Source organism: Bartonella sp. TT29SHDZB (assembly GCF_042193395.1).
Taxonomy (GTDB): Bacteria; Pseudomonadota; Alphaproteobacteria; order Rhizobiales; family Rhizobiaceae; genus Bartonella.
In genome coordinates this window covers 90592-103612 of record NZ_JBHILQ010000005.1, presented here as the reverse complement: position 1 = coordinate 103612, position 13021 = coordinate 90592, and the positions used below count along the sequence as shown (strand labels likewise).

At 37.3% G+C, this 13021-nt stretch carries 10 protein-coding genes; 6 read left to right on the top strand and 4 right to left on the bottom strand.

Annotation, left to right across the window (positions count from 1 at the left end):
- Positions 1-26 precede the first annotated feature (26 nt).
- On the top strand, positions 27-2051 hold the full coding sequence (locus ACFIJJ_RS04225; protein WP_375646027.1) for a M3 family metallopeptidase: 2025 nt from the start codon (positions 27-29) through the stop codon (positions 2049-2051).
- A gap of 163 nt (positions 2052-2214) precedes the next feature.
- Here the strand turns inward: ACFIJJ_RS04225 and ACFIJJ_RS04220 are convergent, their stop codons facing one another.
- Together ACFIJJ_RS04220 and ACFIJJ_RS04215 are read right to left on the bottom strand one after the other, a co-directional pair.
- On the bottom strand, positions 2215-3291 hold the full coding sequence (locus ACFIJJ_RS04220) for an SGNH family hydrolase (protein ID WP_375622957.1): 1077 nt from the start codon (positions 3289-3291) through the stop codon (positions 2215-2217).
- 14 nt (positions 3292-3305) lie between these two features.
- Entirely contained in the window at positions 3306-4562 is a 1257-nt protein-coding gene (locus ACFIJJ_RS04215) for a lytic murein transglycosylase (protein WP_375646026.1), read from the bottom strand.
- Positions 4563-4828: 266 nt separating this feature from the next.
- Between ACFIJJ_RS04215 and ACFIJJ_RS04210 the strand changes: the two genes are divergently transcribed.
- Positions 4829-5755 carry a UTP--glucose-1-phosphate uridylyltransferase gene (locus tag ACFIJJ_RS04210; protein WP_375622961.1) on the top strand — a complete coding sequence of 309 codons (927 nt, stop codon included), beginning with the start codon at positions 4829-4831 and terminating at the stop codon, positions 5753-5755.
- Positions 5756-5757: 2 nt separating this feature from the next.
- On the top strand, positions 5758-6750 hold the full coding sequence (locus ACFIJJ_RS04205) for an SIS domain-containing protein (protein WP_375622963.1): 993 nt from the start codon (positions 5758-5760) through the stop codon (positions 6748-6750).
- 275 nt (positions 6751-7025) lie between these two features.
- Here ACFIJJ_RS04205 and ACFIJJ_RS04200 read toward each other — a convergent pair whose 3' ends face one another.
- The gene (locus ACFIJJ_RS04200) at positions 7026-7385 is read right to left on the bottom strand and encodes a hypothetical protein (protein WP_375622965.1); all 360 of its coding nucleotides are present in this window, start codon (positions 7383-7385) and stop codon (positions 7026-7028) included.
- 253 nt (positions 7386-7638) lie between these two features.
- On the opposite strand from ACFIJJ_RS04200, the gene ACFIJJ_RS04195 reads away from it, so the two are divergent.
- The 3 genes from ACFIJJ_RS04195 (at position 7639) to guaB (ending at position 12647) form a co-directional block, all read left to right on the top strand.
- On the top strand, positions 7639-9024 hold the full coding sequence (locus ACFIJJ_RS04195; RefSeq protein WP_375622967.1) for a sigma-54-dependent transcriptional regulator: 1386 nt from the start codon (positions 7639-7641) through the stop codon (positions 9022-9024).
- 401 nt (positions 9025-9425) lie between these two features.
- Positions 9426-10997, top strand: coding sequence for a phospholipase D family protein (locus ACFIJJ_RS04190; protein WP_375622969.1), 1572 nt, complete (start codon positions 9426-9428; stop codon positions 10995-10997).
- A gap of 150 nt (positions 10998-11147) precedes the next feature.
- Positions 11148-12647 (top strand): IMP dehydrogenase, encoded by a 1500-nt coding sequence (guaB, locus tag ACFIJJ_RS04185; RefSeq protein WP_375646024.1) that lies wholly within the window; start codon positions 11148-11150, stop codon positions 12645-12647.
- A 176-nt stretch (positions 12648-12823) separates the two neighbouring features.
- Here guaB and ACFIJJ_RS04180 read toward each other — a convergent pair whose 3' ends face one another.
- Entirely contained in the window at positions 12824-12970 is a 147-nt protein-coding gene (locus ACFIJJ_RS04180) for a hypothetical protein (protein WP_375622973.1), read from the bottom strand.
- Between the last annotated feature and the right edge of the window lie 51 nt (positions 12971-13021).

The window sequence follows — 13021 nt, the reverse complement described above, 5'->3', positions numbered from 1 at the left end:
AATTTATAATGGAGACATAAAGTATTATGACAAAAGAATCCGTGCTGGACTGGAAGGGATTTTCAGGTCTTCCTGATTTTTCTTCTATAAGTGATGAAGATTTTAAACCTGCTTTTAAACAGGCTCTTCAAGAAGCCGAAGAAGAACTAGAAGCGATTGCGATGGTGCAAGAACCACCGACGCTTGAGAATTTTTTACAGCCTTTTGAACTTTGCGGCAAAGCGCTTGATCGTGTCTGTTCAATATTTTTCTTGCGCGCCAGTGCTCATACGAATGTATTAATTCAACAGCTAGAGCAAGAGTTCGTTGTAAAACTTTCTCGTTATTCTTCAAAAATGATGATGGATGCACGGGTATTTGCAAAAATAGATGTGCTTTATAAACAGTCGCAACAGGGAATATTTGAGAGTGAAACAACACGTGTTCTTGAATTATGGTGGAAAAAGTTCGTTTGTCATGGTGCAAAACTCGATGAAAAAGCTAAAAAACGACTTGTGGAAATTAATGAAAGGCTTGCATTTTTAAATGCTACTTTTGGGCAAAATGTCTTAAACGATGAAGCTGAATGGATTCTATTTTTAAAACAAACGGATTTATCTGGTTTACCGCAAGATCTCATTGCTTCAATGAAAGAAATTGCGTGCGAAAGAGGCAATGAAGAAGCCTATGCATTAACATTAGCACGCTCGATTATTGAACCTTTTTTAAAATTCTCTGATCGTCGTGATTTGCGTGAGGTTGCATTCCAAGCTTGGGCTAAACGTGGTGAAAATAATAACAAGAATGATAATCGAACCATTATTTTAGAGATTGTTGCGCTTCGAGATGAGCAAGCTAAATTATTGGGATATAAATCTTTTGCAGATTTAAAACTCGATAATACCATGGCTAAAAGTGTTGATTCAGTTATGGATTTGCTTATGCCTGTATGGGAGCGAGCAAGAGTGAAGGCTTCTACTGAGCAAATTGAATTACAAAATTTTGCCAATAATCAGGGCAGCAATGAATCTTTAGCCGCTTCAGATTGGCGTTATTATTCTGAAAAACTTCGCACTGAAAAATTTTCTTTCGATGGCGCTGAAATTAAATATTATTTTCAGCTTGATCGTATGATTAAAGCAGCTTTTGGAGTAGCAGAAAAACTCTTTGGCATTACATTTGAAGAAAAAAATTCTATTACACTTTGGCATCCTGATGCACGTTTGTGGGAAGTAAAGAAATCTGATGGAAGCTTGCTTGGGCATTTTATTGGTGATTATTTTGCGCGTTCTTCAAAACGCTCTGGTGCGTGGATGAGTAGTTTGCAATCACAACATAAATTGGATGGCGGCCAAAAGCCTATTATCTACAATGTTTGTAATTTTGCTAAACCACCCAAAGGGGAAGTTGCTCTTTTATCACTTGATGATGCACGTACGCTTTTCCATGAATTTGGGCATGCATTGCATGGTTTGCTTTCTGATGTAACATGGCCATCTGTGTCGGGAACATCTGTTTCACGTGATTTTGTTGAGCTACCTTCTCAACTTTACGAACATTGGTTAACCGTACCAGAGATATTAAAATCTTATGCTATACATACAAAAACAGGTCTTCCTATGCCACAAGAGTTGATAGATAAAGTTTTAGCAGCACAGACATTTAATGCTGGATTTTCTGCGGTTGAATTTATTTCATCAGCTTTAGTGGATATGGCTTTTCATCAAGGCGAAACAGTAACTGATCCAACAATTTTTGAACATAAAGAATTGGAAAAGTTACAAATGCCAGATACAATTATTATGCGTCATCGTCCTCCACATTTTATGCATGTATTTGCAGGGGATGGTTATGCCGCTGGTTACTATTCTTATATGTGGTCAGAAGTGCTTGATGCTGATGCTTTTCAGGCTTTTGAAGAAACGGGAGATGTTTTTAATTCAGAACTTGCTGATAAGTTGAAACGTTTTATTTACTCCGCTGGAGGAAGTCGTGATCCAGAGGAGCTTTATAAAGCTTTTCGGGGACGGATGCCTTTACCAGAGGCAATGATTAACAAACGTGGTCTGTAAGATATAACGGTATGGTTAGCACCATGCCGTTTTCATATTCTTTGGAAGGATGTGGTTGCGATTTATGCAAATTCTCTCTGCATTATAGCTCTGTAAACAGAGTTTTTTATCTTATTCGCTTTTTGTTTATAGAGGAAATTAGATTTTGTATTTTAAATAGACATTATGGGAAAGAAAAATTATCAGCCCGATCTTTTTGATGCCCATTTGGTGGAAACCATGATTTTTTTATAAAACTTGACGTTCTTCTGCCTAGAAGGTGGGTATTTTGTTGTACCATATCATCGAGGCTCATTGGAGGCTGGCGTATAATATTACTTGACTCTTGATTATTTGGCTCTTGTATAAGTTTTTGAATAGCTTTATCGGTTGAGTATGAATTTTCATGAGAAAAGGCATGAAAATTTAAAATATTTTTCAATGGTTTTTCTAAATAAGAGGCAAGTTTTTTCTTTCCTTCAGAGGTGAAATACATGCCATTATTGGTGCGTAATTTGGTTATTTTCCCATTAATATCATAGCCTGAAAAAGAAAAATTTCCTTCTTCATCACTAAAGCCGCTCCAGATATCGAGAAAATACCCTCCTGCTGTTTCGGTTTCTTGTTTATAGAGCGCATTAAAAATTTTCATTTTTTGTGTCAAAAGATCATTTCCAAAAGAAGGCTGACCTATCCATATCCATGATTTTCCAGAGGCATGAAGACTTTCAGCAATTTCGATAATTCTTTGTTTGTAGATGCGCATCCATTCTGACTGATCTGTGTTAATCATGTTATGAGAGTCTGTGATGGGTTGATTATCATTTGCACCGATCATCATGATAATAACATCGGGATTATTTTGATCAATGAGTTTAGAAATATTGCCTTGCCAAGAATAATAATCCGTTCGAACTAAGCCGGAAGCTGGTACTGTGTTGTTCATGATAACGATATCGCTATTATTTATAAAAGACTTCTTAAGTGCATCGGCAACAGCAGAAGCTGCAAAATCCCCTATGACAAGAATGCGCTTTGCATTCTCATTTTTTAGCTTTTGTATGTTTTTTTGTGTTACGATCTTTTTTTGCGGCTTGTCTATTTTTTGTTCTATAATTTGCGGTGGCTGCTGTGTCTGTTTGTTTTGTTGTGACAACCATTTGAAGAAGTTCGTTGCTTTACTTGGGGATGGCTGTAAGATCCCCACAATAGAAAGTGAAAACAGCAATAATGTCAAGTATATCAGGCGAAAAGAAGACAAAACCTTAGTCTCTCTTATTGTTTGCGAAGGAGAAAAAGCACTTGAGATGATGGATATCCATTTGCTTTTAGTCCGTGACGGAGTTGAAAAGCTTTAATTGCTTCGCGAGAGGCTGTTCCGATTTTTCCATCAACATTCCCTTTATAATAGCCCAGTGCCCTTAAGCGCGATTGCAGTTCTTTACATTCTTGGAAAGTAATAGATTGAAAAGGTCTTTGCCAATCATGCACCAATCCAGGATATCCAGCGATGCGATCAGCAAGAAGGGCAACAGCAAGAGCATAACGATCGGCATTATTATAATGTTTCAGAACAAAGAAATTTTTTGTGACTAAAAATATAGGTCCTTTTTCTCCATCTGGATATTTTAATATTGCTTGTTCAGCTAATGTAGGAAGAGGATGCCCATTTGCGTGTTTTACACCTAATTTTTTCCATTGTTCAAAGGAATACCAGCCTTCAGGAAGGTTTTTCCCCTGCGGCACTTTTACTTCTACTCCCCAAATAAGATTAGGTTGCCAGCCATTTTTATGGAGAAGGTTAGCAGCAGTAGCAAGAGCATCGGGAACAGAGTTCCAAATATCACGCCGTCCATCTTGGTCCATATCAACAGCATAGGCGAGATAACTGCTTGGAATAAATTGTGTATGCCCCAATGCGCCGGCCCAAGATCCAGTAAGTTGAGAGCGGTTAATTTCGCCACTTTGTAGAATTTTCAGAGCAGCAATCAGCTGTGTATATGCATATTTTGCACGTTTTTTATCAGCATAGGCTAGCGTTGCAAGAGAGCGAATGGTATCACGCATTACACTTTTATTGGTTAAAACTTTCCCATAATTGCTTTCCATTGACCAAATAGCAAGCAGAATATTGCGGTCCACACCAAAACGTTTTTCAATTTGAAGAAGCCATTTGTTCCATTTTTGAGTTTGGCGCCGTCCTTCCTCAATTGCAATATCATGGACACGATTATCGAAATAGTTCCATGAAGGAGCAACAAATTCCGGTTGGTATGCGGCGCTTTTTAGAACTTCTGGATCAATGGCATTAACACCTTTAAACGCCATATGAAACGTAGAAGGAGTAATATTTTGAGCAATAGCTATTTTTTTAAACTCTTGAATCCAATGTTTAAATCCGCTGTCAGCATATGAAAGGGGTGCAAAAAACATTAAAAAAGCAGAAAAAATAACGGCAGAGCCAGTGAGAAGAGTTCTCCAAGCTATTGACTTCTCTAAAAAAGAGAAAGTCTTCAATTCTGTTTTTTGCATTTTGAAATCCCCATTAATATTCAATTCATTAGATGTGCAATAACTTTATTTTGTATTTAGTTTAATCGATAATATGATCAAGAAGAGGAGAAAACTGAAATAAATAATTCGTTTTAATCCCTTCAATAAATTCTCAGACTCTTTTTACATTTTTGATTGCCCATTATAATGATAATCAAAACAATAAGATATCTTTTTTACCATTTCGTAAAAACATATGATAAATAAAACAAAAAAGTTATATGAATTCATTGAGGAGGGTGAGTGTGCGTAAAATCCGGAAAGCAGTATTCCCAGTAGCAGGTCTTGGTACGCGTTTTCTTCCTGCGACAAAAACGATTCCTAAAGAAATGCTAACAGTTGTTGATAAACCTGTTATTCAATATGTTATGGATGAGGCGAGGGAAGCTGGTATTGAGCATTTTATTTTTGTAACTGGACGTAACAAAGCCGTTATTGAGGATTATTTTGATGAGCAAGTTGAATTATATACGACACTTGCTGAATGTGGAAAGAAAGAAGATCTTGCACATTTATACCGTTTACAGCCATTACCAGGGTCAACTTCTTTCACTCGGCAACAACAACCTTTGGGATTAGGGCATGCTCTTTGGTGTGCACGTGAATTAGTTGCAGGGGAACCTTTTGCTTTGTTATTACCGGATATGTTGATACAAGCGAAAAAGGGCTGTCTTTCTGAAATGATGAGCCTTTATGAAAAGGTGGGTGGGGGAAATATTATAGCAGTTCAGGAATGCGATCCTAGAGAAACTCATAAATATGGTATTGTTGGGAAAGGCAAACAGATTGCAAATGGTTTTGAAATCACAAAAATGGTAGAGAAACCAGCACAAGGAACGGCACCATCAAATTTATATATCAATGGACGTTATATTTTGCAGCCAGAAATTTTTAATATTCTTTCCACTCAAGAAAGAGGAGCAGGAAATGAAATTCAATTAACAGATGCGATGATACGGCTTTCAAACGAACAGAATTTTTGGGGTTTGCAATTAGAAGGGCGCACTTTTGATTGCGGTTCTAAAGCTGGTTTTATTGAAGCTAATGTTGCATTTTCTTTAGCCCGCGCTGATATGCACAGTCACATTTCTGCCTCATTGAAAAATTTATTGGAAACCATTAAAATTGAAAATGATGTAGATTTCTCATTTAATTTTATTGATCGAATTTGATTATGACCAGACCATCTCCTCATGTGGCTTTGCAAGGTGCTGTTGCATCGGCGCTTAAAACACTTGCAAGTGAAAAGCAAGGGCTTAAAGCCCTTGAAGAAGCTCTTCTTGGAAGTCTTTCTTCTTCTTTTGAAGCAGCTGTTCAAACTATTAGAAATGCCCGTGGACATGTGGTCATTACTGGTCTTGGGAAAAGTGGTCATATAGGGACAAAAATTGCAGCAACCTTAGCTTCAACAGGAACACCGGCTTTTTTTGTTCATGCTGCAGAAGCCAATCATGGTGATCTTGGTATGATTGGATCTGATGATGTTATTCTTGCTTTATCATGGTCTGGTGAAACTCAAGAGTTAAGTGGCATTATGAGCTATGCTGCACGTTTTCGTATCCCCCTTATTGCAATGACATCAAGTGAGCATTCTGTGTTAGGACGACAAGCTGATATTGTGCTATTATTACCAAAGATAGAAGAGGCTTGTCCCCATGGTTTAGCGCCTACAACTTCAACAATTATGCAATTGGCAATGGGAGATGCATTAGCGGTTTCTCTCTTAGAAATGCGTGGTTTTACCGCAACGGATTTCAAAATATATCATCCTGGTGGTTCTCTTGGTGCAAGCCTCAAATATGTGCGTGATATTATGCATGAGGGTGATAGTATTCCTTTGGTTATGCAGGGAACAGCTATGACTGAAGCGATGAATGTTTTGGTAAAAAAACATTTTGGTTGTGTTGGTGTTGTGAATCAGGAAGGTGAACTAATCGGCATTGTAACTGATGGCGATCTTGCACGTAACATTCATTTTAATTTATCAAAATTTAATGTTGACGAGGTGATGACCAAAGCTCCTAAAGTTGTAAAGCCAAATACACTTGTTGGTGCAGCAACAGCTTTTATTAATGATCATCAGATTGGTGCATTTTTTGTGGTTGAAGATAAAAAACCGATAGGAATTGTTCATTTTCATGATCTTTTGCGCATTGGCGCTGCTTAGATTAAAGTTCCCTACCAAAAAAATGTTATTTTAGGTTAAAATAGATTGAATGATACAAAGTTATAATTTTTTGTGAAATGAGTTTGCTTATGTTTTGTAGAAGAAAATGAGTGTTTTGCGCATTTCATAATGTTTAAAAAATCCTATGGATAGAGATTGTAACAGTCTCTTTGCATATTTTAGAGAGGATTTCCTATTAGGAGGAGAAAGGATATCGCCTCCTGCTTAATGTATGTGCTCCCTCTGTTCTTAAGAGAGGCTTCCCTTGTACTTTGTTAAGATTTTCTCTGAAGAAAAAACTGAGCTCCTGTATGTGAGGTGCAGAGAAGTTGTGTGGCGTCATATGACATTGTACAATTGACTCTAGAAATTGTTCCACGGAGAATAGAGCGTATTTCAATTTCTATATTTTGAGCATTGAGATAATTATATGTCCCTTCTGATAGTTTTTCTTCTGTATCTGCTGCATGCGTTTCAAAAACACCATTGTGGAAAGAAGAAATAATACCATTCTCATCAATCCATTTTCCATCAATTCCAGTTGGCATATTTGAGTTATAATATTGCGAAAAGTTACAGGCACTTAACAGCAAGGTGGTGATTGTAAGACATAAAATATGATAGGTATGTTTCATTTATTGCACTCTATTTAGATTATTTTGCTCTCTAGTTTCTATAACATTATTAAATTACCTCATGAGTCAATATGAAAAATTTGATGAAAATCAATGAAAAAGCAAAAAAATGGAAAAAAATGCCTTAATGTTGTATTTAATTGACAGCTTGATAAAGTTCGTAAGTGAAACACAAGAGGTGAAATATTTCTTATGGTTTACAACAATTTTTATATTAAGCTGCTGAGTAGTCTCAAAGGAGATTATTGACATTATGGTTGGTCCCATTCTTGTTGCGAGTGAAGATTATGGAAGACGTATAGAACTTTCTGCTATGCTGCGAGGTTTTGGTTATCGTGTCATTGAAGCAGAAAATGGTCTCCGTACGATTGATCTTTTACATAGGCGTAAAAACATTGTGCTTGCACTCCTTGATGTCGTTATGAGTGATTTGAGTGTGAGCGATTTGATTAAAATGATTAGAGTTGCTGGTGTTTCTGTTCCTATTGTCGTTATAGCACAACAAGAGAATCAGCATTTACTCCAGAAAGCTTTAACAGCTGGAGCGATTGATTATTGGATCCATCCAGTAACATTATTACGCGTAAGAGTTACTTTGGATATCCTTGCTCTTATTTCTGCCTTGGAGCATGAGGTGCGAGATATTCGGCGAAAAAAAGAGAATCATTTACGGTTTTCTGATCTTTGCGTAAAAAGTAGAGCTATGCAGATAGTGTTAGAACAATCGAGACAAGCAGCAACTTCTTTACAGAATCTTTTGATAGAGGGGGAAGCTGGAACAGGACGTGAGACATTAGCTCGGATTATTCATCATGAGGGATTATTCTCGGAGGGTGTTTTTATTCGCTTTCAATGTTCAGCTATCGTTGATCCAGAAGAAGAAAATCAGCAGTGGTTTAAAGAATTCCTGCCATTGGTTTCTTCTCTTGAAAAAGGGACACTTTGCCTTTGTGATATTGATCGACTTGAGCCCATACAGCAAAAACGGTTTGCTCATTACCTTAAAGAAAGGGAAAGGGATACAAAAGGAGATTTTTTTCCTTTCCGGATCATCGCTATTTCAACATCGCGTTTAAAGGACTTGGTTAATGAGAACTTTTTTTTGCATAGTTTGTTTGAACAATTTTCTCATTTGTCTATTAGCGTCCCTGCTTTACGAGAATTAAGGGATGATTTTCCAGAGATCACACAACGTTTGATTGATCGCATTATTACAGAAACAGGGCGATCACATGTCCATGGTTTAGCAGGCTCTGCTCTTTCCTTGCTTATGCAGTATGATTGGCCTGGCAATAGAAATGAGCTTGAAACCTTTTTATTTCGTGCGATTTTACTCAGTGAAGGACCGTTATTAACTGTTCGAGATTTTCCGCAATTAATGGGAAATTCATTAATGAATGTTCCCAATATCATTGAGGGTAATATGCAAGAAGATGATGAACAAGAATCGATAAAATTTTTGAATACTGATGGGCATGTGCGTACTTTTGCAGAGATGGAACATGATATTATCGAGAAAGCGGTTAAACATTATAAAGGACATATGAGTGAGATTGCACGCCGCCTTCACATTGGTCGCTCTACACTTTATAGAAAAATGGAAGAATTGAGAGCAATAAGAAATCAAGAACGAAAGTAAAATTCATAACAAATCTCTCTTCATGACAAGCATGAGTTTCAAAAAAATAGAGTGGATTTTGATAAAGTCCGTGGGGGGGCTTAAGAAAACAATCATTTATTGTAAAATTTATCTATAGAGTATAATTTTGAGATTTAAATCAAATATAAATTTTATTGTGACTATTTTAATTGTTTGTTTCAATTTATACAATTTTAGTTAAGTTTACATTTATTAAAGCAGAGAGGCATTTTAAAAACTTTTAAATACTACCGCTAAAATTTTTGTGTCATCAATATTAAATTTATACTCTCTTAAGCAAAAAGTGGCATTTTATCTGCTACATGATTAAGATAAAGTGATTAGTGTTATCGTTTGCATTACTGATGATGCGATAGTTTAAAATAGAAAGTTTGCCCTCTTTGCCTTTTTTACAAATTGTTATTGGTTTTGTCCTCTTTTTTTTTATTGCATCTATGTTGGCAATTTATACGTATGGGCGTTTTGTGAAAAGTGCTAGGGGGCAATGTTCTTATGCGTTGCCTATTCAGAAAGATGAAACTAAGCTTGATCGTATTGTCAGTCAATTAGCTGAGAAAGAAAATGGATTGGGGATTGATAAAGATGCCCTTTCCCTCATTATCAGCAATTTGGATGCGTTTTGTGTTCGGGCAATAGGAGCAGCAGAGGCTGGGCGTAGCCTTGATCTGATGTATTATATTTGGGACGATGATTTAACGGGGCGCCTATTATTAAGTGAAATAGTTGAGGCAGCAGATCGGGGTGTTCGGGTACGGCTTCTTTTGGATGATATTAATGCTCAAGCACGTGATCCAGCTTATATTGCGCTAGATAAACATCCTCATATTGAGGTGAGAATGTTTAATCCAGGGCGATCGCGTAAAGGTGGTTTGCGCCGTGGTTTAGAAATTATATTACGGGCAATTACTGTAACACGTAGAATGCATAATAAAGCTTTTATTGTTGATGGCAGGGTCGCTTTTGTAGGAGGACGTAATCTTGCAGATTCTTATTTTGATGCTGGTAAAAAATCCCATTTTCGAGATTTAGATTTGATGTTAATCGGTCCCTCTGTTAAAAAGGTAGAAAGTATCTTTGATGATTTTTGGAATAGTGCTGTTGTTTTGCCAATTCATACTTTGGTTGTTCCTAAAAGCGCAAGTGATCTTAGCTATTGGAAAGATAAATTACGAAAGTTTCGTGATTCCACGGTTGCAAAAGTTTATTTAGATTATGTCAAAGAGCACATTAACTTTAATTGTTTTATCCAAACAGGAAAGCGGTTATTTTTAGCAGACAAAGTTGTTGTTCTTTCTGACCCTCCAGAAAAAGCATTGCGTAAAAAAGCAAGCAATTGGCTTATGAAGGCACTTTCAAAGGTTATTGGAAATGCCCAAAAAACGGTTCAGATTACGTCACCTTATTTTGTTCCTGGTAAGGTTGGCACGCAGAATTTTAGTAATTTGGTTTCAAAGGGTGTTAATGTCAAAATTCTGACAAATTCTTTAGCTGCTACTGATGTCGCATTAGTGCATGGTGGTTATGTACCGTATCGTAAGGCATTGTTGAAAAGTGGTGTTAATCTTTATGAATTAAAAGCGGAAGGCAATACTCATGGGTTACGATTGTTTCGATCGAGTAAGGCAAGTTTACATGCCAAAGCTTTTTTAATTGATCGTAAAACAGCTTTTATTGGATCTTTAAATTTTGATCCAAGATCAGCATCATTAAATACAGAAATGGGCATTCTTTTTGAATGTGCTCCCATTACAGCAAGATTAGATTTGTTGTTTTCTGAAGAAACCACAGGGGAAATGAGCTATCATCTGCGTCTTGGTGATAATAATCGTATTTATTGGGATTTTATTGAAAATGAAAAAAAATATAGCATTGACTATGAGCCAGAAAGCAATTTTTGGCGTCGCGCATTTGCAAAAATAATAAGTTGGTTACCTATTGAATCACAATTGTAAATTTTTATAAACCACACTTAAAAAAATATTTTATTTTTCTTTTCATTTTGTTTGTAGCATGGCATAATTTTTTGCCAATCTACCATGTATGAGAACCGCAGTTGTATTTTAAAGCTCCTTGCGGTGTTTTATTATAAAAGGAATTTTGCTATGGCAAAGATTGTTGAAACGGGGACAGGTGCATTGGCACTGACTTTTGATGATGTACTTTTACAACCCGGTCATTCTCTTGTTATGCCTAGTCAAGTGGATCTCAGTACGCGCATTGCAGCGGATATTAAGCTCAATTTGCCATTGCTTTCTGCAGCAATGGATACGGTAACAGAATCGCGTTTGGCTATTGCGATGGCTCAAGCTGGTGGTCTTGGAGTTATTCATCGTAATATGTCTCCTGCAGAGCAGGCAGAAGAGGTCCGCCAAGTAAAAAAGTTTGAATCTGGTATGGTTGTTAATCCAGTCACCATTGGACCAGATGCAACACTTGAAGAAGCAAAATCTTTGATGCGCTCTCATGGTATTTCCGGTATTCCGGTTGTTGAAAATGGTGCTAAAGGTGAAACTGCTGGACGGCTTGTTGGCATTTTGACAAATAGGGATGTGCGTTTTGCATCGGATCCCAAACAAAAAATTTATGAATTAATGACGCATGAAAATTTAATCACAGTGCGTGAAAATGTCCAGCTCAATGAAGCAAAATATCTTTTACATCATCACCGTATTGAAAAATTATTGGTTGTGGATGAACAAAATCGTTGTGTCGGACTGATAACAGTTAAGGATATCGAAAAAGCGAAATTAAATCCGAATGCTGCTAAAGATTCTCAAGGGCGTTTGCGTGCTGCAGCGGCTAGTAGTGTTGGGAATGATGGGATTGAGCGTGCTGAACGTCTCATTGACGCAGGCGTTGATGTTCTGGTCATTGATACAGCACATGGACATTCTCAACGTGTGCTAGAAACTGTTGAACGAATTAAAAAGATGACTTCCTCTCCAGCTGTTATTGCTGGGAATGTGGCGACTGCTCAAGCAACGCAGGCATTGATTGACAGTGGTGCAGATGCGGTAAAAGTTGGGATTGGTCCTGGCTCTATTTGCACAACGCGTATAGTTGCTGGTGTCGGTGTACCTCAACTTGCAGCCATTATGAATGCTGCAGAAGTTGCTGAAAAAGCGGGCATTCCCATAATTGCAGATGGAGGGATCAAAGCTTCGGGTGATTTTGCTAAAGCTTTAGCGGGTGGGGCTTGTGCAGCGATGATTGGTTCTCTTTTAGCAGGTACAGAAGAAAGTCCTGGTGAAGTTTATCTATATCAAGGTCGATCTTTTAAAGCCTATCGCGGTATGGGATCTGTTGGTGCTATGGCACGAGGATCGGCTGATCGCTATTTTCAAGATGACGTTCGTGATGAACTTAAGTTGGTTCCTGAAGGTGTGGAGGGGCAGGTGGCTTATAAAGGTCCTATAGCATCAGTTCTACATCAGCTTGCTGGTGGACTTCGTGCTTCGATGGGGTATGTTGGGGCAAAAGATCTCGTAGAGTTTCGTGAAAAAGCAACGTTTGTTCGTATTACGAATGCAGGACTCCATGAAAGTCATACGCATGATGTTTCTATCACACGGGAGAGTCCAAACTATCGTGGGCCAGTTTAAAGATACAAGAGCCTAATGTCATATTGCATCAATATAAAATCTTCCGCAAACAAGGAAGAGAGGCTGTTCTTTTTCTGTTTGTGATTTGGAATAATAATCCTAAAAGGAAAGAATTAGAGGCGAAAACTCTAATTCTTTCTTCAAGACTATGTGAAATAAGTTATATAAAATTAGAATTAACTTTTTGTTGTCTTCCGTCCTGTCTTTGACGCACGTTGGCGAGTGTTTGTCTGATCACTTTGGACGGATTTCTTTGCATTGTTTGAGGGCATTGTATTGTGACGACTTTTAGATGAGGTTGTTTTTCCATTATTATAAGTCATTATTTTCTCCTTTTAAATTGTCTGGCAATTGCCAGTACAATAAAAACGGTC

Bases quoted from the DNA above. Each gene is read 5' to 3' on its own strand.
- ACFIJJ_RS04215 (WP_375646026.1), bottom strand. From the start codon at position 4,562: ATGCAAAAAACAGAATTGAAGACTTTCTCTTTTTTAGAGAAGTCAATA.
- ACFIJJ_RS04180 (WP_375622973.1), bottom strand. From the start codon at position 12,970: ATGACTTATAATAATGGAAAAACAACCTCATCTAAAAGTCGTCACAAT.
- ACFIJJ_RS04195 (WP_375622967.1), top strand. From the start codon at position 7,639: ATGGTTGGTCCCATTCTTGTTGCGAGTGAAGATTATGGAAGACGTATA.
- ACFIJJ_RS04205 (WP_375622963.1), top strand. From the start codon at position 5,758: ATGACCAGACCATCTCCTCATGTGGCTTTGCAAGGTGCTGTTGCATCG.
- ACFIJJ_RS04225 (WP_375646027.1), top strand. From the start codon at position 27: ATGACAAAAGAATCCGTGCTGGACTGGAAGGGATTTTCAGGTCTTCCT.
- guaB (WP_375646024.1), top strand. From the start codon at position 11,148: ATGGCAAAGATTGTTGAAACGGGGACAGGTGCATTGGCACTGACTTTT.
- ACFIJJ_RS04200 (WP_375622965.1), bottom strand. From the start codon at position 7,385: ATGAAACATACCTATCATATTTTATGTCTTACAATCACCACCTTGCTG.